Genomic DNA, 21,978 nt, shown 5'->3' with positions numbered 1-21,978 from the left:
ATCTCAGCGCCCGAGCACCTGAAGCAGCCTCGTCTTCAGCTCGTGCTCGCGGAACAGGTCCCGCCATTCGACCCGGATGAACTTCCAGCCCAGCTCCATCAGTGCCTTCTCGCGGCGCCGCTCGGCAAAAATGGCCTCGGCAGTGGGGTCATAGTCGAAGTATTTGCCGCGGCCATCAAACTCCAACGCCACCAGCCGCTCCGGCCATGCGCAATCCAGCCTGTACGTCCCGAGCCGCGTCCGGACCTCGAACTGGAGCTGCGGAGCAGGAAGCCTCAGCCGCCGGACCAGATCGCGGAGTAGGGTTTCACCCGGCGACTCGGACAGCGGATCCGCATGGGCGAGCACCTTCTTCAACGTCGAGACGCCCGGCGCCCCGCGGAGCCGGGCGCACTCCAGCTCCACCGCCTCCCGCCCGGCACCGAGTCGCAGGGCATGGTCCATCAGAATCAGCCCCTGCGCATAGTTCAGGACGAGGCAGCTGTCCGCGGCCGTTCGGGCCAGCGACGTAACGCGATGCCCGGCCACGTGCACGACGTCGGCGGGAGTCAGCGCACGGGTATGCGCCCGCACGTCGCCCGCGTGGCCACCGGTCGACGGGAGGAACGGCACCGTGAGGTGGATGGTGTCGTCTACTTGCCACAGAAAGAGGCCGTGGAGCCGGGCTGCCGTGGTGTGGCTGAACACGTAGGCTCCCGTTGAGCTTGTCAGGCAGCGGTGGGCGTAGGCCTCGATCCGGCAGCGCGAGGCACCGTTCGCGTCGAGTGCTGCCCAGAAGGAGCGGCGGACATAGCAGCCGCGGCGCAGCTTGAGGAGGGCGCCGCCGGCAGCCAGCTGCCGAATTTTCCGTGCGGACAGGCCCCGGTCCAGCAGTTCCTCGGTCCGCCACAGGTTGACGGCTTCGGGAAGCTTTGGGTCCAGGGCTGCTGCCGAAGGTCCCGGGCCCGGCGTCAACGGACGGGCCGACTCAGCGGAACCGGCCCATACAACAGCGAGGGGGTCCTCAGGCTGGGTGGCGGGGTATTCCATGGCGCCAGCCTGCCGCCACCGCTCCCCTTCCGAAAGTCCGCGATGGACCTATGTGCACAACGACTCGCGGGTTCCGTCCGCCGTCGGCGTCTTCTGACGTCGAGCTGGGAAGGAACCCGCGAGCGGGGGCGAAGTGCACCTACTTCTTGGCGGCGGCCTTGCGGGCGGGGGCCTTGCGGGCCGTCGTCGTTCGCTTGACCGGGCCCTTGGCCCGCTTCTCGGCGAGGAGTTCGACGGCGCGTTCCCGGGTCAGTTCCTCGATGGCGGTGCTGCGCGGCACCGTGATGTTGGTGACGCCGTCGGTGATGTACGGGCCGAAGCGGCCTTCCTTCACCACGATGTTCTTCTCCGAGACCGGGTCCGGGCCGAACTCCGCCAGCGGCGGGACGGCGGCGCGGGCGCCGCGCTGCTTGGGCTGCGAGTAGATCTCCAGTGCCTGTTCCAGCGTGATGGTGAAGATTTCCTCCTCCGAGCCGATGGAACGGGAGTCCGTGCCCTTCTTCAGGTACGGGCCGAAGCGTCCGTTCTGCACCGTGATGGGGTTGCCCTCGGCGTCCTGGCCGAGCACCCGCGGCAGGCTCATCAGCTGCAGCGCCTCATCGAGGGTCACGGTGTCCACGCTCATGGAGGCGAACAGCGAGCCGGTGCGCGGCTTGGCCTTGACCGGCTTCTTCGGCGGCTTTGGCTTGCCGTTCTTGTAGTACTCCACCGGCTGGTTGGCGAGCTGCTCCTCGGTCATCTCCGGGATGATCTCGGTGACGTAGGCGCCGTAGCGGCCGTTCTTGGCCACAACGGTGTGCCCGGTGTGCGGGTCCGTGCCCAGCACGCGCTCCTCCGGGGCGGCGGTCTCCATCAGCTCGACTGCCTTGGCGGCGGTGAGCTCGTCCGGAGCCAGGTCCTCGGGGACGTTGGCGCGGGCGGACTCGATGACTTCGCCGGTCTTCGGGTCCACGGTGGGGACGGAGCTCTCCAGGTACGGGCCGAACTTGCCGACGCGCAGCGTGATGCCGTCGGTGATCGGGATGGAGTTGATTTCGCGGGCGTCGATCTCGCCAAGGTTGTTGACGATGCTCAGCAGGCCGGGCTCGGAATCCTGACCGAAGTAGAAGTGCTTGAGCCAGGCGGGTCCGGCTTCCTGGCCGTTGGCGATCTTGTCCAGGTCGGCTTCCATGTCGGCAGTGAAGTCGTAGTCCACGTAGTCGTGGAAATGCTGTTCGAGCAGCCGGATCACGGAGAACGCGATCCAGCTCGGGACCAGCGCGGAGCCTTGCTTCCGGACGTAGCCGCGGTCCTGGATGGTGGAGATTGTGGAGGCGTAGGTCGACGGGCGGCCGATGCCTTTCTTTTCCAGTTCCGCGGTCAGGGACGCTTCGGTGAAGCGCGGCGGCGGCGAGGTTTCATGCCCGACGGCGACGATCTCCGAAGCGGTCAGCGCGTCGCCCTTGGCCACGTTGGGCAGCCGGCGCGCTTCCTCGGAGTCCTCGTCTCCGCGGCTCTCGTCCTTGCCTTCCTCATAGGCGGCGAGGAAGCCCGGGAAGGTGATGACGGTGCCGGAGGCGGAGAACTCGGCATCCCGGCCGTCCGCCGCGCCACCCACGGTGACGGCGCCCAGTCGGATGGTCGCGGTGGAGCCCTTCGCGTCGGCCATCTGGGAGGCGACGGTGCGCTTCCAGATCAGCTCGTAAAGGCGGAACTCGTCGCCGGAGAGCTGCTTGGCGACCTGTGCCGGGGTGCGGAAGGAGTCGCCGGCGGGGCGGATGGCCTCGTGGGCTTCCTGCGCGTTGGCTGCCTTGCCGCTGTAGACGCGGGGCGAGGCCGGGACGTACTCGGGGCCGTACAGCTCGGAGGCCTGGCGCCGCGCGGCGGTGATGGCCTCGTTGCTCAGCGCATTCGAGTCCGTACGCATATACGTGATGTAGCCGTTTTCGTAGAGCCGCTGGGCCACCTGCATGGTGCTCTTGGAGGAGAAGCGCAGTTTGCGGCCGGCCTCCTGCTGCAGCGTGGAGGTGGTGAACGGCGCCGCGGGACGGCGGGTGTAGGGCTTGGTGTCGACGGAGCGGACGCGGAAGTCCGCCTCCTGCAGGCCGGCGGCCAGGGCGCCGGCGAGTTCCTCGTTCAGGTGCACGACGCCGCGCGAGGTGAGCTCGCCGGCGTCGTTAAAGTCCCGTCCGCTGGCGACCTTGGAGCCATCGACAGCAGCCAGCTTGGCCTTGAAGGAGCCGGATTCCGCGCCGAACTGGCCGGTCAGGTCCCAGTAGGACGCCGACTTGAACGCCATCCGCTCCCGTTCCCGGTCCACCACCATGCGGGTGACGACGGACTGCACGCGGCCGGCGGACAGGCCGCGGGCCACCTTGCGCCACAGTACCGGGGAGATTTCGTAGCCGTAGAGGCGGTCCAGCACGCGGCGGGTTTCCTGCGCGTCCACGAGGTCCTGGTCCACGTCGCGCAGGTTGTCCATCGCGCGGTGGATGGCTTCCTTGGTGATTTCGCCGAAGGTCATCCGGTACACGGGGACTTTGGGCTTGAGGACTTCCAGCAGGTGCCACGCGATGGCCTCGCCCTCGCGGTCCCCATCGGTTGCGAGGTAGAGGGCGTCAGCGCCCTTGAGCTGGGCCTTGAGTTCGGCGACCTTTTTCTTCTTGTCCGGAGACACCACGTAGTACGGCTTGAAGTCGTGTTCAATGTCGACGGCGAACTTGCCCAACGGCGTTTTCTTCAACTCTGCGGGGAGCTCCGAAGGCTGCGGCAGGTCGCGGATGTGACCGATGGAGGCCTCAACGATGAAACCTTCGCCCAGGTACTTGGCGATGGTCTTGCTCTTGGCGGGAGACTCCACAATCACGAGTTTCTTGCCGGTGGGGGCCTTGCTTGGCACGGTGCTCCTACAGAAAAAGGTTGCTCGGGCAGATGCGCCCATACCCGCCTAGTTCACCATATTTTGCAGATTCCCGCGCATCCGGGTGGAAAAGTCAGTCTCCCGGGCACGTCTTGCAAACGTAACGAAGCACCCGCAGTTGCGGCCTTCGGGAGCGCCGCGCTGCCGCTTAGGAGGCCGGCGCGGCCTTGCCCCGGTCGTCCGGAATCATCGACCACATGGTGGCCATCCGGACAGCCCCCTCGGGCACCCGGTCCGGGTCCTCGAGCTCGTAGTCCCTCAGCAGGTCGAAGAGCCTCTCGTTCAGCTCTCCGGCCTGGGCCGGGGTCAGGTACAGCAGGTTGCTGGCCAGCACCACGGAGGAGGTGCCGTCCACGGCTTCGCCGCGCTGGCGCCGCTCGTCCCGGGTCCTGGCGTAAGCGTTGACGCGCCGGCGGTAGGCGTCCAGCTCCAGGTCCAGCACGGCGAATTCCGGACTGGCCACTCCCCCGCCCGAATTGATGGTGAAGTCGGTGCCGGCGGCTTTCCAGCGGCGTTCGCGGGCATCGCCGGCGGTGGCCGCGGGCACCACGATGCCCCACTTCTGCAAAGCGCGCAGGTGGTAGCTCATGGCGCTCGGGGTGAGGCCGGTCTGGGCGGCAAGTTCGGTGGCGGTCCGGCTCACCTGGGTGGAATACAGCTCGGAAATGACCTCGAGCCGGGCGGCGTGGGCCAGCGCCCGGATCGCCTTCGGGTCGGTGATTTCGACCTTCTTTTCCGGACGCGGCCTGCGCTTGGCGGCCGGAGCGGCGGTCTCGGCGGGGCCGACCGACTTGGGAGTTTCTGCATTCACGCTTTCAGTCTACCGACGCCTGCCAAACTATGAAAGAAATGCTTGACACTACCTGCAGGGGCGGGATACCTTGCGGTTATGAAACACATACTTCATAAAGTGCGCGGCGCATCCGGCGAGCCTTCACTTTGGCGCAACCGCGACTTCCTGCTCGCCAGCAGCTCCCGGTTCCTGGCGACCGGCGGCATGGGCGCCGTCGTCGTCAGCGTCATGCTGCACCTGCAGAACGTCGCGGCGGACGGTGCGGCACCGGCTGCCGGCCCATGGCTCGTGGCGGCTTACCTGCTGTGCTCGGCGCTGCCGCTGGTCCTGCTGGCGCCGTGGGCGGGCCGGCTCGCCGACACGCGTGATTCCCGCACGCTTGCGACGGCGTCGTCCGTGGTCAGCGCCGTGGCCGTGGCGGGCATGGGCGTAAGCCTGCAGTACCTGGACAACCACATCCCCGTGCTGTTCGCCATGACGTTCCTGTTGGACGCCGCGCAGGCCGTGGCGGGGCCGACCTGGCAGGCGCTGCTGCCCCGGATCGTCGGCGAGGAGCGCACCCCGAGGGCGATGGGCACCATGCAGGCCACCATCATGATCGCTGGAATGGCGGGCCCGGCCGCGGGGGGCCTGCTCAGCGGCTGGGGCGGCTCGGGGCTGGTGTTTGCGGTCGCGAGCGGCTGCTATCTGGCCATGGGCGCCGGTGCCCTGCTGATCCGCACCCGACGCGGGACCGCGGCCGAGCTGGCCGGCCGGGACGCACCGGCGCTGCTGGATGGCCTGCGGCTGATCCGCCGGGACAGCCTGGTGTGGGCGCTGGTGCTCGGCGCGCTGTTCTTCATTGTCGTCGGCGAGGCCACCAACGTGCTGGAAGTCTTCCTGGCCCGGGGCGAGCTCGGCGCCACCGAGACCCAGTACGGTCTGCTCGCTGCGGCCTTCGGGCTCGGCATGGCGGTGGGCGCGGCGCTGGCCGGACGGATCAAGACGCCGCCGGCCCGGCTGCGTGTGCTGCTCGCCAGCATGGCCCTGACCTCGGCTTTTCTGGCAGTGATGGGGCTGGTGCCCAGCGTGGGGCTGCTGTTCGTGGCCTACACGGCGATGGGCACGGCCTGCGGCGCCCTGAACGCCTGTTTCGGTGCGATCGCGATCCTGCGCATCCCGGAGAGCGGGCGGGGCCAGGCGATGGCGATCATCGGCGGCATGACCCGCGCCGTCTCCATTGCCGCCCTGGCCATCGGCGGCCTGCTCGGCGCACTGCTGCCGGTCCGGCTGAGTTTCCTCATCACTGGGGCGGGCGGCGTGCTCGTGGCCCTCGCCGTCGCCGCCTACGTGCTGCCTCGCTTCGGCCGCGAAGGCGCGGTGCCGCTCGTGGTCCCGGTGCCGGTCGCGGTGCCGCCGTCGTCCGTCTCAGGCGGGGAGCAGGAAGCCGTCGCGCACCAGGTTGGCCACCTCGTCGAGGAGCCCCTGCCGGAACGCCGCGCTGTCATATCCCTCGTAGCCGCCCAGCAGGGCGTCAAGGGCGCCGATGATCTGCCCGACGGAGAGCTCGCCGTCGCACGCTGAGACAAAGCCGGCCAGCTCGGTGCTGAGCAGGTTGGTGCGGCGCAGCCCCGCGCCTTGGCGCAGCAGGATCACGCCGGGGTGTTCGGCGCCGGGACGCTGGTGCCGCTCCTCGGTGACATCGTCGGCCACCAGCAGGTGCGCGGATTCCAGCTCGTGCGCGGCCAGCCAGTCGGCGCGCTCGACGGCGGCGCCCAGGTGCGGGCCAACGGGCTGTTCGATCGGGTAGGTAATCTCCTCAAACCGGGACATCACCGGCCGGGCGCCGGCCGCGGGTCGCCGCAGCCAGATCATCCCGAAGCCGATGGCCTCCACGTTCCGGGACGCGAAGTCGTCCAGGTAGGCGGCATAGGAGTCCTGGTAGAGCCGCCGGTCGCGGGTCTCGGAGGCGTCCCGCAGCCAGGTCTCTGCGTACTCTTCAGGGCTGACCTGCTCGCGCTGGATGAACCAGACGTCTGCGTCCGGGCTGGCCCAGCTTCGCGGCCGGTCGGCCCATGCGGCGCCCGCCGGGATCTCCCAGTTGCCCAGCAGCTGGGCTGTCCCTCCGGGGGCGAGGACCGAGGGGAGGTCCCGGACAAGCGCGGCGACGATGTCATCGCCCGGCAGGCCGCCGTCGCGGTAGGTGAACTGGTCCGAGGCGGTTTCCCCGGCCCCTCGCGGAGTGATGACGAACGGCGGATTGGAGACCACCAGGTCGAATTCCTGCCCCGCCACCGGATCCAGCAGCGAGCCCAGCCGCAGGCTCACCCGGCTTTCCGGCTCGGCGGGGTCCAGGTGCAGCGCCGCCGCGTTCAGCATCAGGTTGAAGCGGGTGAACGCCAGCGCCCGCTCCGAGATGTCGGTGGCAGTGACGTGCTCGGCGTGGTGCAAGAGGTGGAAGGTCTGGATGCCGCAGCCGGTGCCGAGGTCCAAGGCGCGGGCCACGTGCTGGCGGGCGGTGACCTGCACCAGGGTGGTGGACGCCTGACCGATCCCCAGCACGTGGTCATGGCGCAGCACGCCCGGGCGCTGGTGGGCGGCCAGGTCGCTGGCCACCCACAGCTCGGCCCCGCCGCTGCTGATTGTCTCTTCACCGGCGGCGCCCTCCCAGCCGTACGGCCGCAGATCCACCTTCGCCTGGACCAGGCCCTCCGGGGACGGCTCCACGAGGCCCAGTTCCACCAGGCCCGCCGTGCGGATGCCGGGCAGTGCGGCGTCAAGGGTCCCGGCCGGCTGCGGCTCGGCCAGCAGCCACAGGCGGACGACGGCGGCGAGCGCCGACGTCGTCGTCCCGCCACCGACGGCGGCCTCGGTGGCGATCAGGGCGGGGATGAGCTGGTCCCGACCCAGGGCCGCGTGGGCGGCCGGGCCCAGGAGTTCGGCCACGCCGTCAACCGTGTAGCCGATGGCGCGCAGGTCCGCGGCGAGCGCCTGGAGCAGGTCCGGGAAGTCGCTGCGGGGAGCGTCGGGGGTGTTGCCGGCCGTGAAAAGCGTAGAAGGAGTCACCGGACAAGTTTAGGCGTGGCACAGGTTTAGGTGCGGGCCCGCCGGCCCCCGCCGAAGCGGAGGTGCTGCCGCGTCAGAGGTTCTTGCTCGCGTAGGCCCGCAGCGCGTCCCGCACGAACGCGGCGCCGGCGGCCCCACCGTAGTTCGCGGCGAAACGCGGATCTGCCACGTACATGTCACCGAGACCGGACACGTATTCCCTCACGTTCCCTCCGCCGGCCGCCGGGGTCCCCGGAATACCGGTGAGCCATTCGACCTGGCGCCGTGCGAGGTCCTGCGCTTCCGGACCGTCCGGGGCGGCACCCGATTCAGCCGCGGCAATCCAGTCCCGGCCCAGCTGCTTGGACCGCTGTTTCCAGGCGTCCTTTTCGGCGGCGCCCATGCCGCGCCACCAGGCGTCGCCCTGCGCATAGGCGGCCGTGCCCCAGCGCCCCTCCACCTCGTCCTTGTACTGCGTATGGTCGAAGCCGTCGAACATTTTCTCTGCCATGGGTTCCCTTCCTGCCTTGACTTCCCTGAGTGTGTGTTGGACCGAGGCGATCTGCCGCGCCAGCCGGTCCTGCTCCTGGCGCAGCCACTTGAGGTGGCCGGCCAGCGCGCGTTCGGCCTCCCCCTCGCGGGCGAGCGCCTCGGCGATTGCCGGCAGGCCGAGGCCCAGTTCCCGCAGCAGCAGGATGCGCTGCAGCCGGAGCAGTGCGGCCTGGTCGTAGTACCGGTAACCGTTGTCCCCGGTGCGGCTGGGCTTGAGCAGCCCGACGGCGTCGTAGTGGCGCAGCGTCCGGCTCGTGGTGCCCGCGATCTTCGCGATCTGCTGCACGGACCAGTCCATGGCTGTCGTTCTCCTCAACCCTGGAGCGCCCGGACTATCCGGCCGCTACCCCGAGCCTAAATGTTGACGCGGCGTCAAGGTCAAGGCTTCTTCTCGCCTGGCCCGTGCCGGGGACGAGCGCGGGATTTGATTGCCGGCTAGCGGCCAAGGGCCGACGGCGGGGCAGGGACGGCACGCCCCAGCGGGTAAGTTGGAGGCATGCTTTTCGCTCCGCCCTCACCCTCCCGCCCTCGCGCTCTCGGGCGCCTCTTCGCCGCCGCGGCCGGCGTCGCCGTCGTGCTGGGAGCCTCGGCGTGCTCCGCCGGGGCTTCTATCGAATCCGCCGACGTGAACGCTTGGAAGGCCACCGCGCTGCCGTCGGCCAGCGGGATCGTCCTGGCGGACGCCGGCAAGATCCTTAACCGCGACCCGGTCGCCAAGGACGCCAGCGTCCCGGCCGGCAACTACACCTTAATGATGAGTTGCGACGGCGGCGGCAAGGAATTCTTCGAGGTCACCCTCGACGGAAACCACCTCACGGAAGCCGGGGCCGCCTGCAACGGCAGCCGGGAGACCGCCAGGATCAAGGTGCCCGCGGCGGGCACGCTGAAGATCAGCGCTTCGAGCGTGGACGCCCCGCTCATCTTTGCCTACCAACTGGTGGCCGCAGCCTGATGTGACTTGCGCCGGCCGGAAGCGTGGCTAGGCTCGGGGCATGGTTGCTACTGGGGGTAGGCAAGGGGTCCGTGTTTGGGCGCCGACGTTCGCGCTGGCGCTCTGCGCGGCGGTAGCGCTGGCCGGCTGTGAAGTCGCGGACGACGTCGGGCTCCCGGCGACCGACGCCGGGCCATCGGTCCGGTCCGCTGCGCCGCGGCCGCCACTGCCAACGCAAGACGCGGAGCTGGCCGCCGAAGCGGCCAAGAACCTGACGGAAGTTCAGCGAATCCTCGGGCCGCCGCCCAAGACCGAACTGATGTCGGCTCTAGGCGGGATCGGCTTCCGACAGACCACGCCGGGCGCAGCCAAGGGCCCGTATACCGTGACAGTGGCCTGCGCCGGTACACGAAACGTACTCCTCACCGTTTCACAGCCTGACCGCCGGCCCGGAACCAGACTGCAGCTCAACGTCAGGTGCGGGCGCAGCGTCCAGAAAGCCGTGAAGCTCGAATCGGGGCCGACCATGGTGCAAATCGCGCCGAATTCAACCGGGTCCGGTCCAGGCGCCGCCGTCGGGTTCCGGCTCGAGCGCCGCCCTTCCGCTTAGCAAGCGCACCGGGCCCCGGGCTCTGGCCCGCCGCCGCGGCCGGGCTTAAAGTCGGAGTATGCCCACCGCGCAGGCAACCCTGCCGCTGCGGTCGCGCGGCACGCTCACCGCCGTCGTGCTGGCCGCTGCGCTGTCCTGCGCCACCGGGCTGGCCGGTTGCGAGTATGAGTACGACGACCGGCTTTCCGCACGTGATGCGCCGTCGCAGGCGACCACGTTCAGCGACGCCGCCCTCCCCCAGGACCCCGGCCTGAACCGGCCGGTGACCGGGCCGGAACTCAAACACTGGGTGACGGAAGTGTTACCGGAAACCCAGGGCCAGGTCTTCCATACCGGCTACGGGCTGCTGGACGCCGGCGCGACGCGCAATGAGACCACCACGCAGCTGCCGAGCGGAACCTATGCCCTGACCCTGGTCTGCCGAAGTACCCGGCGGGTGTCGTTCACCATCGTGGACAAGGCGAGCATTCTGGTGGACTTGAGCCTGCGGTGCGGCACGCCACGGGTCAACGTGGTGCAACTCGGCGCGGACACGGTGCTGAGGGTCCGGATCGGGTCCCTGGCGCCGGCGAATTTCGCCTACCGCGTGAGCCGGATCTAGGTCAGCGACCAGCCGGCCCTCCGATTGCTACCTCAGGCGGCGGAGCGCGTCCTCAGGCGGCAGCGCAGCCGTCCGGGCAGCGCAGCGTCGCCGGGTCCGAGGCGCAGTCAGCACAGTACAGCGTCAGCGTGCGGCAGCTGGGGTTGGAGCAGTTCTCGAACTTGCTGGTGGGCGCCGCGCAGCGGACGCACTGGCCGATGGTCTTTGCGTCCTCGCTGAACTCCAGGTGCATCCGCTTATCGAAGACGTAGAGGGAGCCCTCCCACAGCCCCTGGTCCTTGAACGCCTCCCCGTAGCGGACGATCCCGCCGTCGAGCTGGTAGACCTCCTTGAAGCCGCGGTTGACCATCAGGCTCGAGAGGACCTCGCAGCGGATGCCGCCGGTGCAGTAGGTGACCACGGGCTTGTCTTTGAGGGCGTCGTACTTGCCGGAGTCCAGTTCCTTGATGAAATCGTGGGTCGTCGCGACGTCGGGGACGACGGCGTCCTTGAATTTTCCGATCTGGGCTTCGAAGCCGTTGCGTCCGTCGAAGAACACCACTTCGTCCCCGGCCTGCTTCTTCGCTTCCACGAGCCGGTGCAGTTCCTCGGGCGCAAGATGCGTCCCGCCGCCGACGACGCCGTTTTCGTCCACCTTGAGCTCCCCCGGGGCGCCGAAGGAGACGATCTCGTCACGTACTTTGACGCTCAGCCGGGGGAAGTCGGCGGCACCGCCGTCGGACCACTTCACGTCGATGCCGCGGAAGCCCTTGTATTCGCGGGTCGTCTTGACGTACTGCTTGACGGCGCCGATCTCGCCGCCTACGGTCGCGTTGATGCCGTCCTTGGAGATGATGATCCGGCCGGTCAGCCCGAGCTTTTCGCAGAGGGCGCGCTGCCAGAGCCGGACGGCGTCCGGGTCCGCGATCGGGGTAAAGCCGTAAAAGAGCACAATTCGATTCAAAGCCACGTATTTAAGCGTACTGGGCGGGGCAAAACCCGGCGCCGGGCGTTGCGGGATGGAGGCGCCACGGATGCCCCACCCTCCGGGGTCCGCCGCGGACGCCATACGCCCGGGCGCCGCGGCGTGCGACCGGCCTGACTGTCACAATTGCGTAAGCAAGCGGCCCCGCGGATCCCGGCCCCTGTTGCTTGCGGCGGGGCTGGAATACGCTCATCTCATGAGCCTTGACGCCATGGTTGACGACACCACCCACCTCCTTGAGGTCTGGGTTGCCGGGTGGGCCGGTTGCCGGGGTTATGAGACCCGCAGGGAGGGCCGCTTTCCCGCCGCGCTGAGGGCGGACACGACCCACGAGTGGGAATATTTCGCCCATGACCCCTCGGATTCCGAGTTCGAGGAGCTGGCCGCCAAGACCGCCGAGGTCCCGGCCCGGATCCTTACGATCCTCACCAACGACGTGGCTCGCTACTCAGCCCTGGCCGAGAAGAACGGGCTGAACGTCACCTCGGCGTCGCAGACCATGATGATCGTGGACATGGAAACCCAGGACGCCGAGGACCCCTGGCTTCCGGACGACGATCTGCGCTGGGTGCCGTCGACCACGGGCGGTGTCCACCATGCCGTCGTCTATGCCGGCGAAGAGGTGGCCGCCAGCGGGCGGGTGTTCGTCGCGGACCACACCGCCGTCTTCGACAAGATCGTCACCGAGCCCGGGTTCCAGCGGCGCGGACTCGGCAGCTTCATCATGCGGGCACTGGCGGCCCAGGCGTTTGAACACGACGTCGAAGGCGGGCTCCTGCTGGCCTCCCTGGACGGCCAGCAGCTGTACTCGCATCTCGGCTGGACCACGGTGTGCCATGTGCTGATGCTTTCCGCCTCGGACGAGGGCGCCGACCTCTCCGTGGGATGAGCGGGTTCCCTGCCCCGGCGTCGGTCCGTGAAGCCGCGGGTCGATTTGAGCCCGGGTGAAACAATGTTGGAGTGAATCCACATGAGTCTCTGATCCCGTTGCTGGGCCGCGGCCCGGACCCGGAACAGCTGCGGCATGTGCGCACGATTCCCGCCCGGAAGGCCGTCAATGAACCGTGGCCGGAGTGGGTGCACCCCGACTTGGTGCAGGCCTACGGCTCTCTCGGCATCCACGAGCCCTACCGTCATCAGGTGCAGGCCGCCGAACTGGCGCACGCAGGCGAACATGTGGTGATCGCCACCGGCACCGCCTCCGGCAAGTCCCTCGCCTACCAGCTGCCGGCGCTGGATGCGGTCCACCGCTCCGAGCTGCGCGTCCTCGCCGACCCGGGCAAGATCCACGACGACGGCGCCGTGACCCTCTACCTCTCCCCCACCAAGGCCCTGGCCGCCGACCAGCTGGCCGCCATCCGCTCGCTCAAGCTCCCCACTGTCCGCGCGGAAACCTACGACGGCGACACCGACCCTGCGTCCCGCCGCTGGATCCGGGACCACGCCAACGTCATCTTGGCCAACCCCGACATGTTGCATTTCGGGATCCTGCCGAACCACGCCTGGTGGGCGCGGTTCTTCCGCCGGCTCCGCTACGTGATCGTGGACGAGGCACACAGCTACCGGGGCGTGTTCGGATCGCACGTGGCCAACCTGATGCGACGGCTGCGACGGATCTGTGCCTACTACAGCCCCGGCACGTCCCACCCCGGACCGGTGTTCATCGCCGCATCGGCCACCGCATCCGACCCCGGCACCTCCTTCGGCCGGCTCATCGGCGCCCCGGTCCGGGCGGTGTCCGAAGACTGTTCGCCGCACGGCGCCACGACCGTGGCGTTCTGGGAACCCGCACTGACCGAGCTGCGCGGCGAAAACGGCGCCAAGGAACGCCGAACCGCCGTCGCCGAAACCTCGGACCTGCTGGCCAACCTGGTCTCCTCCCGGATCCGGACCATCGCGTTCATCAAATCGCGCCGCGGCGCCGAGACGATCGCCTCCATCACCAAGCGCCTCCTGGACGAAGTGGACCCCAGCCTGCCGCAGCGGGTGGCGGCCTACCGTTCCGGGTACCTGCCGGAGGAACGGCGGGCACTGGAAAAGGCGTTGCGCTCCGGCGAGCTGCTGGGTGTATCGAGCACCTCCGCGCTCGAACTTGGCATCGACATCTCGGGGCTCGACGCGGTTCTGGTCGCCGGCTGGCCGGGAACCCGGGCGTCGCTGTTCCAACAGATCGGCCGGGCGGGCCGCGCCGGACAGGACGCCATTGCCGCCTTCGTCGCGAGCGACGATCCGCTCGACACCTATCTGGTGAACCACCCGGAGGCGATCTTCGACGTCTCGGTAGAGGCGACGGTCTTCGACCCCTCCAACCCGTACGTTCTGGGCCCCCACCTGTGCGCCGCCGCGGCGGAACTTCCGCTGGGCTATGCGGAGCTGGAGCTGTTCGGCCCGACAGCCGAGAAGCTGCTGGACCAGCTGGTGGTCCAGGGCTACCTGCGCAAACGCCCCGCGGGCTGGTTCTGGACCCACCCCCAGAGCGCCGCGGCCATGGTGAACCTGCGGGCCGACGGCGGCGGTCCGGTGAGCATCGTGGACGCTGACACCGGCTCCCTGCTCGGCACCATGGATTCACCCCAGACCCACTATCAGGCGCACACCGGCGCCATCTACGTTCATCAGGGCGAGAGCTACGTCGTCGAGGATTTGAACGAAGGCGAGCACTGCGTCGTGGTGCGCCGGGCCAACCCCGACTACTACACGACCGCGCGCGACGTGACGCAGATCGAGGTCCTGGAGACACTCCGCACCACGCAGTGGGGGGACGTCGCGGTGCACTTCGGTGACGTGAAAGTGACGACACAGGTGGTCTCCTTCCAGCGCAAGGCGCTGATTTCGAACGAGATCCTCGGCGAGGAACCGCTGCAACTGGGCGCCCGGGACCTGTTCACCAAGGCGGTGTGGTTCGTGATGGACAACCGCTCCCTGACGGGCGCGGGGCTGATCGAGGCGCAGTTCCCGGGGGCTTTGCACGCGGCCGAGCACGCGGCCATCGGGCTGCTGCCGCTGGTGGCGTCCAGCGACCGGTGGGACATCGGCGGAGTGTCCACGGCCATCCACGCCGACACCGGGCTGCCTACGATCTTCGTGTACGACGGCCACCCCGGCGGGGCCGGCTTCGCCGAGCGCGGCTACGACAAGGCCAGGGTGTGGCTCTCCGCGACGCGCGACGCCATCAAGGCCTGCGAGTGCGAGTCCGGCTGCCCGTCCTGCGTGCAGTCCCCCAAGTGCGGCAATAAGAACAACCCGCTGGACAAGCACGCCGCCGTCACGCTGATTGAGATGCTGCTGACCGACGCCACCGATCTTATGGGCGGCCCTGCCGAGGAGCAGGGGGCAGCCCCGGCCGCCGGGCACGTCATCAGCCAGCCGGGTTAGTCCGGCGCCCGCTTACCGGATCCCGGATCCCGGACGCCGGTCCGGGGTCCTCTGCCGGCGGAGGTCCGGCCCTCGCCAGGCCGGTGGCCGGACCGAACACCGTGCGGGATCGCAGTTCCGTGCGGACCCGGACGGTGTCGCCGGGTTCGACCAAACAGCCCACCAGCCGCGCATCATGGCGGCCGGCGACGTCGGCGGCGACGGCACACGGCTCGCCGGCGGAGAGTCCACGGGCTGCATCCGCGGCTGCGAGTGCCGCCAGATCCGCCGCAGCCGCGGCTTTCGACGCCATCACCGCCGCCTGGCCCAGCAAGACGACAGCGGTCATAGCGAGCAGCAGCACCATCCCCAGGCCCAACGCCACGGCGCTGCCCGCACCCAGTTCAGGGTCCCGCACCACGGGCGGCATCACGCGCGCCAGCCCAGGGCAAGATCCGCCGTCGCGGGAGCGGAGAGGGCAGGCGCGTCAGAGGATTCACTCCTCGCCCACGCTTTCGCGGTAAGGGTCCACGGAACCAGCGGACCCATCGCACCGCTGACGGTTCCGGACACCGTGACGCTGAGCCAGACCCCGTCGGAGGCCACAGCGGCCAGCGCCGAATCACCGGCCAACCGCCGGACGATTCCGCCGACGGCGGCGGCGTCCTCACCGCGCGCGAGCGCCCTCGCACCGGCTCGCGCGGCTTCCTCCAGCCGGAGTTGCGTCAACCCCGCGGCGGAACCCGCCAGCAACAACCCCAGCAGCAGCACAACGGCTGGCAGCGCGACGGCGAACTCGGCCGTTACCGCGCCCCGGGCGGCTGCTGCGGCTTGGCCCGCACGGGATCCCCGCTTCGCTGCGTCCAGGTGCTTCGGAAGGCACCATCCCGGTTGTGCGGGCGCCTTGGCCGGGGCCGCCGGCGCACTCGGGGATCCCAGGGTCACGGCAGTGCCAGCGCCGTGCGGATAAGGTTCAGCAGGAACCCCCGGACCTCGTCGCTGCGCATGATCAGCACGAGCAAGCCGGCGAAGCCGACGGCGGCCAGCGTGGCAATGGCATATTCAGCCGTGGCCATTCCCGCTTCGGAGCCGGGGAGCTTTTTCCAGCTGCGGGCCGGCCGGGAAGAGTCCCGCACCGGCGGTGCCTGCCGGGCGCCGGGGTAGATCTCCCGCACCTCCGCAGTTCCGGTGTCGGCGTCCGCGCGGTCGGAGCCGGCGGGGGCGTTTCGGTGGAGTGTCATGAGCTTTCCTCTCAGGCGATGCCGGCGCAGTTGCCGGCTGATTCCAATGTCGCGCCCGCGCCCGTCGCCGGTAAGGGCGATGCATGGCCAAGTGGACAACTTCGGCTGTGGAGGACGAGTCGGCGCGCCGGGCGGCAGCCGTCAGGAGCCATGCGGCACCATCGCGAGCAATACCGGCACAATGCCCAGGCACACGAAGGCGGGCAGCGAACACAGCCCCAGGGGGATGACCAGCTTCACGCCCAACGCAGCGGCCCGCTGCTCGGCGGTCCGGAACTGCTCGCGGCGGAGCCGGGCGGCCTGCGCATAGAGGATGGCCGAGGACGGCACGCCGGTCAGCGCGGCGAAACCCAGGGCATCGCGGAGGGCCTGCAACTGGGCGGGGATCGCGCCGGAACTACGCCATGCAGTCTCCCAGTCGGCGCCGATCGCGAGGGCGGAGACGACCGGAGCCAGCGGACGCCTGATCGCGGGGTCGGCGTGGACGGCGATCAGCTCCAGCGAGCGCCCCAGCCCGGATCCGGCGTCCAGCATGGCACCGATCAATTCCAACATCATGGCCGGATCACGAAGACCGCCTACGTAGTCCGCCGCAGCGCCTGTGCCGTCCGGTCGGGCACCCGCGGGAGCCCGACCAGGCGGACGCCGGCCCAGCCGCCTCCAGCGCAGGCCCGCGCACCGCTGGTCTGCGAGCGCCACGATCACTGCAGCCGCCAGCAGGCCGGCCACAGCGAGACCGCCAGCCTGCGGTATCACCACTGCCGCCCGGCAGCGGCCCGGACGAGACGGGCGGACCAGATCCGGCCCGCGGCCGTAAGTGCCAGCCCAGCAACGAGGGCCGCCATGCCTAAAGGGGTGCCGAGCAGGATGGTCGACGGATCCACGCCGAGCAGGACACCGAGGACGAGCCCCAGGAAGGGCAGCCAGGTCAGGATCCGGACGGTGGCCTTGGGCCCGGCCAGTGCGGTCTGCCGTGCGGCTTCGGCGTCGTCCTGGGCCTCCAGGTGAGCGGCGAAGCGCGTCAGGACCTCGGCGAGGGGACAGCCGGTGGCCTCGGCGATGTCGAAGCAGGCCGCGAGTTCCACCCAGATCGCCCACTCCCTTCGGCCGGGTCCGCGGCGCGCAGCACTGCCGGTGCCGGTCCCGGCGCCCTTCCGGATGGCCGCGGCGACCGGGGAACCCCTCAAGGCCGCAGCCCGGGCTGCGGCCAGGATCGCAAGCGACGTCGCGCCCAGACCATGAGTGGGCGCGGCGCAGTTCGGGCGCCCACCCCCGCCCTTCGCCCGGTCCGGCTCCCGCAGGTCACCATAGAGAAACCAGAGTTCCTCCCACAGCCGCGCAGGAGTCCGGCCGCCCTTCAGCAAGGCGGCCAACTGCTGCACCACCACAGTCATGGGGACCACCGGCTCGGCTCTACCCGTCCCGCGCCACAGCGCTAAGCGCCCACGCCGTCCTTGTCCCGGCCGCCCGAGGGCCGGTGCCCCGGCGGCGCCCACGGAGCGCAGAGCCCGCCGGAGGCGCCGGCCGGACGCCCCCGGCGGCGCGAACGCCAGCCAAGACGCGAGGGCCAGAATTCCGGCCAAGACGGTCGTCATGGCGGGCCGGCCGCCAGGCTGGGCACGCCGGTCCCGGGGCCAGCAGCCGGGTCCAGGCCCAGACGGGCCGCCAGCTCGGGCCACGCGGGCCCGACGCGTACCTCGCCGCCCACCGTTGCCAGCGCCACGGCTACGGCCAGGCCTGACACGCCTTCTCCGACCAGTCCCACGCACGCCACCTGACGGCCTAACCGTGTACGTTCCAGATGGACGACGGCGTCGAGGGCGCTGGCTGCCTGAAGGCGCACGGCGTCCGGCCCCATCCCCGCGAGCGCGCCGAGCGCCGTCAGCCGGGCCGGGACCGCGGCGGCGGTGTTGGCATGGATGGTGCCGCCGGCTCCAGTGTGCCCGGTGTTCATCGCGGAGAGCAGCTCCCGGACCTCGGCGCCGCGGCACTCCCCCACCACGAGCCTGTCGGGCCGCATCCGCAGGGCCTGCCGGACCAGCTCGCCGAGATCAACGGCGCCGCCGCCCTCCAGGTTGCTGTGGCGCGATTCGAGGGACACCACGTGCGGATGCACCGGGTTGAGCTCCGAAGCATCCTCGATCAGGACCAGCCGCTCCCCAGGTCCGCAGAGCCCGAGCAGCGTGGCAAGCAGCGTTGTTTTTCCCGAGCCCGTCGCGCCGCTCACCAGAAAGCTCAGGCGGCGCGCCACCATTCGCGTGAGGACGTCCTGGATGAACGGGCCGAACATACCGCCACGGGAGAGCTCGTCCAGCGAGAAAACGGACTCACGGCGGATCCGCACGCTCAGCAGCGTTCCGGTCGTGGAGATCGGCGGCAGCACTGCGTGGACCCGGTAGCCGCCGTCGAGCCTGACATCCACGCAGGGCGAGCTGTCATCCAGCCGCCGGCCGCCGGCGGCCACGAGTCGGGCGGCGAGGGCTCGGACCTGGGCCTCGTTGGCAAAGGCGACCGGGGCGCGTTCAAGCCCGCGGCCACGGTCCAGCCACACCGAGTCCGGACCGTTGACGAAGATGTCCGTCACGAGCGGGTCGCGCGCCAGCGGCTGCAGCGGTCCCAGCCCATTCAGTTCCGCGCTGATGCTTTCGACGGCGGCCAAGGCACCCGCTGTGCCAAGGAGCTTGCCGCTGGCCTGCACGGCCGCCGCCACCCTTGACGGGGTGACCGGGCCGGCGTCGGCCATGACCGATTCGCGGACCGCCTCGAGCAGCCGCGCATCTACCCGCCGCTGGGGCGCGCGCAGTTGCCTGCGGAACCGTGGACGCTCCGGCTCCGGCGGGTCCGCGGCCAGATGCGAACTCACGGGAACCCCTCCGTGCTGAAGGCCAGAACTCCTTCGGTGAAGCGTTGAACGCTCCGCCGTCCCCCGGCGTCCAGCAGGCGCCCGAGTTCGGTGGCGGCGGCCGTCCCCCGGACCTCGGGCATAATGCCCTGCACCGGGAGCCCCACGGCTTGGGAAATCAGCTGGTAGTCGAACGCGACCCCGGGTTTCGTCCGGATCACCAGTGCGGTCTCTACAGGCGGTAGCTCCGGCACCAAACGGGCGGATGCCACCGCCGCCCGGAGCTGGGCGGGCAGCACCACGACGACCCGGTCGCATTCCCAGCCGAAGGTCCGCAGTGCCTCGCGTCCGCGGCCGACGTCCAGCACCACCAGCTCGTAGCAGCGACGCGCGGCGTCGAGCACCCCGACGACCGCGGCCGTGTCGATGGCCTGCGGCCGCTCCCGGCTGCCCGGCCAGGACAGGAAAGAGAACCCGCCCGCTTCGGGCAGCGCCTCGTGGAGCTGATCCGGATCGATGCTGCCGCTGGCCTCGGCGAGGTCCGGCCAACGGAGCCCGGGTTCTTCTTCGGCGGCGAGGGCCAGTTCGAGGCCGCCGCCCCAGGGGTCTCCGTCGATCAAAAGGACTCTGACTCCCAGCCCCGCGGCGGCCTGGGCCAGCCAGATCGCGGCGGTGGTTGCCCCGGCGCCGCCGCAGCCACCAACCACGCCGAGGACATGCCCGCCCGGATCCGGGGCGTGCGATCGGCTGAGGTACTCGGCGAGCCAGGGTCCGCCCTCGGGGAGGACGGCCACCCGTTCGGCACCCATGGCCGCGGCCAGCTGCCAAAGCCTGTCGCCCTCACCACTCAGTCCTACAAGAACGGCCGGTGCACGACGCCGGATCGGGAGTTCCCGGACGTCACTGCCCACGAGCACTGCGCCAGCAGAGTCCCAGTACGGGACCGCTTCCGCGGCATCCCCCGCCAGGCTAAGCTGCCGGCCCGCCGCGGCCACAATCCGTTCCACCTCCCCCCGCAGGACCTCGGACCCGGTGACCAGCAGCGTCTCCGCCGCCCCGTCGGGAAGCCACGAACCGGGGTCTGGCCCCGGGTCCGGTACCGCTGGGGGCCCGGCCCTGGACACGGGCTGTCGGGACGGCGCCTTACTGGTAACTGGCTCGGGTAATTGATGCCTGCTCATGCCTCCACTTTCGGCGCTGCGGACGCCGCAGCCGCCCGCCGTCTTCGGCTATGTGGAAAACCGGGCCGCCTTCGGCTTGGCCCGGCGCTGCCCGGCCCGACTTGGGCGCGGCCCGGCCCCGCCCGGCTTGTCCCGGCGGGCCGGTACGACCCCCGCCCGGGCCGGTCCGCCGGAAGCACAACGACAGGGCAGAATTGAGCCTATGCATCTGCTGCTCGCCGCCCACGCCGACGGCGCAGCCCTACAACGACTCACGCCGTCGGGCGCTCCCGATCCCGCCGCCCCGGAACCACGCATCGTCAGCGCCGCCGAGCTGCCCGGCGTCGTGCGGCAGCTGGAGCTGCAGCGGCCGCGCTGGATCTGGCACCGCACGCAGGACTGGTACCCGGCGCTGCTGGCCGCAGGGGTCGAGCTGGAACGCTGCCATGACCTGACGCTGTGCGGCGCCATCCTGGCCCATTCGGAGTTCACTGCGCACACCGAGTACGCCCGGAACGCGGAGAAGCTCACCCAGGACGACGACGTCCAGCAGCCGCCACGGGCCCTGCAGCCGCCTCCGCCGCCCGCGGACCAGGGCGCCCTGTTTGAGGACCCGGGCCTGCGCGCTGCGCCGCGGCACTCCCCCGAGGAACTGCGCGCCGAGTACGCCGCGCAGCAGGAAGCACTGGCCGGCGTCGCTCTGGACGGGGACCGCCGAAAGCAAAGGCTCCAGCTCCTTCTGGCCGCCGAGTCCGCCGGGGCCATGATCGCCGCCGAGATGCAGCACACCGGCGTTCCCTGGCGCGAGGAGCTGCACGAACAGATCCTCGCCGACTACCTCGGTCCGCGTCCGCCGCAGGGCCACCGTCCGGCCAAGCTCGAGGCCCTCAACAGCGAACTCCGCCGGCTGCTGCAGTCCCCGGCACTGAACCCCGACTCCCCGCAGGAACTGATGCGGGCCCTGCACCGGAACGGCATCGAGGTGAAGAGCACGCGCCAGTGGGAGCTGAAGGAATCCAGCCACCCGGCGATCGAGCCGCTGCTGGCCTACAAGAAGCTCGCCCGGCTCCACGCCGCGAACGGCTGGGCGTGGCTGGATGCCTGGGTCAAGGACGGCCGCTTCCAGCCCGAATACGTGGTGGGCGGGGTCGTGTCCGGACGCTGGGCCTCCCGCGGCGGCGGGGCGCTGCAGATCCCCCGCCAGATCCGAGGCGCCGTCCACGCCGACCCTGGCCACAAACTGATCGTCGCGGATGCCTCGCAGCTCGAGCCCCGCGTACTGGTGGCGCTGGCACAGGATTCCAAGATGGCGGAAGCCGCCCGCGACAAAGACCTCTACGCCGGCATCGCCGCTCAGGGTTTCGGCGGCGACCGGGCCAAGGCCAAGGTCGCGCTGCTCGGCGCGATTTACGGCGCCACCACCGGCGAATCCGGCCGGCTGATGCCGCAGCTGGCCCGGACCTATCCGCGCGCCGTCGGCTTCGTGGAGCAGGCAGCCCGCGAGGGCGAGGCGGGTAAGACCGTCACCTCCCGGCTGGGCCGCAGCAGCCCGCCGCCTTCGGAGCGGTGGCTGCACAGCCAGCAGTCCGCCACCGCGGAGGAACAACGCCGGGCCGAGTCGCTGGCGCGCTCTCGCGGAAGGTTCACGCGCAACTTCGTGGTGCAGGGTTCCGCGGCCGACTGGGCGGCCTGCTGGCTGGCGGAACTACGACGGCGGCTGCGGAGACTGCGCGCCGACGGCTCACCCGCCGGGGAACTGGTCTTCTTCCTGCACGACGAGGTCATGGTCCATTGCCCTGCCGACGCCGTCGATGCCTGCATCCGGGCGATCGAGGAATCCGCGGCAGCCGCCAAGGAGCTGCTGTTCGGCAGGATCCCGGTGGAATTTCCGGTCAGCATCGCCGTCGTGGACTCCTACGACAACGCCAAATAGCTGCCCTCAACCGCTGCCCGACGCCGGGCCGGACACCCCGGGTAA

General features: G+C 70.1%; 18 protein-coding genes and 1 pseudogene. 6 read left to right on the top strand and 13 right to left on the bottom strand.

The window, feature by feature from the left end; genetic code table 11:
• Positions 1 to 3: 3 nt before the first annotated feature.
• From AC1DBD_RS01525 to AC1DBD_RS01515, 3 genes are all read right to left on the bottom strand, one after another.
• The gene (locus AC1DBD_RS01525) at positions 4 to 1,029 is read right to left on the bottom strand and encodes a type IV toxin-antitoxin system AbiEi family antitoxin domain-containing protein (protein ID WP_476981289.1); all 1,026 of its coding nucleotides are present in this window, start codon (positions 1,027 to 1,029) and stop codon (positions 4 to 6) included.
• Between the two features lie 139 nt (positions 1,030 to 1,168).
• Complete coding sequence (topA, locus tag AC1DBD_RS01520; RefSeq protein WP_441416820.1) at positions 1,169 to 3,907, bottom strand: type I DNA topoisomerase; 2,739 nt, start codon at positions 3,905 to 3,907, stop codon at positions 1,169 to 1,171.
• A 169-nt stretch (positions 3,908 to 4,076) separates the two neighbouring features.
• Positions 4,077 to 4,739: an ArsR/SmtB family transcription factor gene (locus AC1DBD_RS01515; protein WP_441416819.1), complete on the bottom strand. Its 663-nt coding sequence runs from the start codon at positions 4,737 to 4,739 to the stop codon at positions 4,077 to 4,079.
• Between the two features lie 78 nt (positions 4,740 to 4,817).
• On the opposite strand from AC1DBD_RS01515, the pseudogene AC1DBD_RS01510 reads away from it, so the two are divergent.
• Positions 4,818 to 6,059, top strand: a pseudogene (locus AC1DBD_RS01510) (MFS transporter); the annotation flags it as partial.
• Positions 6,060 to 6,128: 69 nt separating this feature from the next.
• Here the strand turns inward: AC1DBD_RS01510 and AC1DBD_RS01505 are convergent.
• Complete coding sequence (locus AC1DBD_RS01505) at positions 6,129 to 7,766, bottom strand: DUF7059 domain-containing protein (protein WP_476981288.1); 1,638 nt, start codon at positions 7,764 to 7,766, stop codon at positions 6,129 to 6,131.
• A gap of 73 nt (positions 7,767 to 7,839) precedes the next feature.
• Positions 7,840 to 8,595: a MerR family transcriptional regulator gene (locus AC1DBD_RS01500; protein ID WP_476892007.1), complete on the bottom strand. Its 756-nt coding sequence runs from the start codon at positions 8,593 to 8,595 to the stop codon at positions 7,840 to 7,842.
• Between the two features lie 198 nt (positions 8,596 to 8,793).
• On the opposite strand from AC1DBD_RS01500, the gene AC1DBD_RS01495 reads away from it, so the two are divergent.
• Together AC1DBD_RS01495 and AC1DBD_RS01490 are read left to right on the top strand one after the other, a co-directional pair.
• A complete protein-coding gene (locus tag AC1DBD_RS01495) occupies positions 8,794 to 9,249 on the top strand; it encodes a hypothetical protein (RefSeq protein ID WP_476981287.1) in 456 nt (151 codons plus the stop codon).
• A 647-nt stretch (positions 9,250 to 9,896) separates the two neighbouring features.
• Positions 9,897 to 10,439, top strand: a complete 543-nt coding sequence (locus AC1DBD_RS01490; RefSeq protein ID WP_476981286.1) for a hypothetical protein — start codon at positions 9,897 to 9,899, stop codon at positions 10,437 to 10,439.
• A gap of 52 nt (positions 10,440 to 10,491) precedes the next feature.
• Here AC1DBD_RS01490 and trhO read toward each other — a convergent pair whose 3' ends face one another.
• Positions 10,492 to 11,388 carry an oxygen-dependent tRNA uridine(34) hydroxylase TrhO gene (gene trhO, locus AC1DBD_RS01485; protein ID WP_476917001.1) on the bottom strand — a complete coding sequence of 299 codons (897 nt, stop codon included), beginning with the start codon at positions 11,386 to 11,388 and terminating at the stop codon, positions 10,492 to 10,494.
• 211 nt (positions 11,389 to 11,599) lie between these two features.
• On the opposite strand from trhO, the gene AC1DBD_RS01480 reads away from it, so the two are divergent.
• Together AC1DBD_RS01480 and AC1DBD_RS01475 are read left to right on the top strand one after the other, a co-directional pair.
• On the top strand, positions 11,600 to 12,292 hold the full coding sequence (locus AC1DBD_RS01480) for a GNAT family N-acetyltransferase (protein ID WP_441416812.1): 693 nt from the start codon (positions 11,600 to 11,602) through the stop codon (positions 12,290 to 12,292).
• Between the two features lie 71 nt (positions 12,293 to 12,363).
• The gene (locus AC1DBD_RS01475; protein WP_476981285.1) at positions 12,364 to 14,778 is read left to right on the top strand and encodes a DEAD/DEAH box helicase; all 2,415 of its coding nucleotides are present in this window, start codon (positions 12,364 to 12,366) and stop codon (positions 14,776 to 14,778) included.
• On the opposite strand, the gene AC1DBD_RS01470 is transcribed toward AC1DBD_RS01475, so the two are convergent.
• The 7 genes from AC1DBD_RS01470 to ssd all read right to left on the bottom strand — a co-directional run bounded on the left by AC1DBD_RS01470 (position 14,762) and on the right by ssd (position 20,021).
• Complete coding sequence (locus tag AC1DBD_RS01470) at positions 14,762 to 15,187, bottom strand: Rv3654c family TadE-like protein (protein WP_441417828.1); 426 nt, start codon at positions 15,185 to 15,187, stop codon at positions 14,762 to 14,764. The genes AC1DBD_RS01475 and AC1DBD_RS01470 overlap by 17 nt on opposite strands.
• On the bottom strand, positions 15,187 to 15,702 hold the full coding sequence (locus AC1DBD_RS01465; RefSeq protein WP_476981284.1) for a TadE family type IV pilus minor pilin: 516 nt from the start codon (positions 15,700 to 15,702) through the stop codon (positions 15,187 to 15,189). Before AC1DBD_RS01465 ends, AC1DBD_RS01470 begins: the two co-directional genes overlap by 1 nt.
• The gene (locus AC1DBD_RS01460; protein WP_441416809.1) at positions 15,699 to 15,998 is read right to left on the bottom strand and encodes a DUF4244 domain-containing protein; all 300 of its coding nucleotides are present in this window, start codon (positions 15,996 to 15,998) and stop codon (positions 15,699 to 15,701) included. The genes AC1DBD_RS01465 and AC1DBD_RS01460 overlap by 4 nt, the downstream gene beginning before the upstream one ends.
• A gap of 141 nt (positions 15,999 to 16,139) precedes the next feature.
• A complete protein-coding gene (locus tag AC1DBD_RS01455) occupies positions 16,140 to 16,754 on the bottom strand; it encodes a type II secretion system F family protein (protein ID WP_476981283.1) in 615 nt (204 codons plus the stop codon).
• Entirely contained in the window at positions 16,751 to 17,392 is a 642-nt protein-coding gene (locus tag AC1DBD_RS01450) for a type II secretion system F family protein (protein WP_476981452.1), read from the bottom strand. Before AC1DBD_RS01450 ends, AC1DBD_RS01455 begins: the two co-directional genes overlap by 4 nt.
• 197 nt (positions 17,393 to 17,589) lie before the next feature.
• A complete protein-coding gene (locus AC1DBD_RS01445; protein ID WP_476981451.1) occupies positions 17,590 to 18,801 on the bottom strand; it encodes a TadA family conjugal transfer-associated ATPase in 1,212 nt (403 codons plus the stop codon).
• 56 nt (positions 18,802 to 18,857) lie between these two features.
• On the bottom strand, positions 18,858 to 20,021 hold the full coding sequence (gene ssd / locus AC1DBD_RS01440; RefSeq protein WP_476981282.1) for a septum site-determining protein Ssd: 1,164 nt from the start codon (positions 20,019 to 20,021) through the stop codon (positions 18,858 to 18,860).
• Positions 20,022 to 20,223: 202 nt separating this feature from the next.
• On the opposite strand from ssd, the gene AC1DBD_RS01435 reads away from it, so the two are divergent.
• A complete protein-coding gene (locus tag AC1DBD_RS01435; protein WP_476981281.1) occupies positions 20,224 to 21,933 on the top strand; it encodes a bifunctional 3'-5' exonuclease/DNA polymerase in 1,710 nt (569 codons plus the stop codon).
• Positions 21,934 to 21,978 lie beyond the last annotated feature (45 nt).

This window comes from Arthrobacter sp. 10T419 (assembly GCF_056394105.1).
The sequence above is the reverse complement of the archived record's forward strand: the minus strand, read 5'-3'. Positions and strand labels throughout refer to the sequence as shown.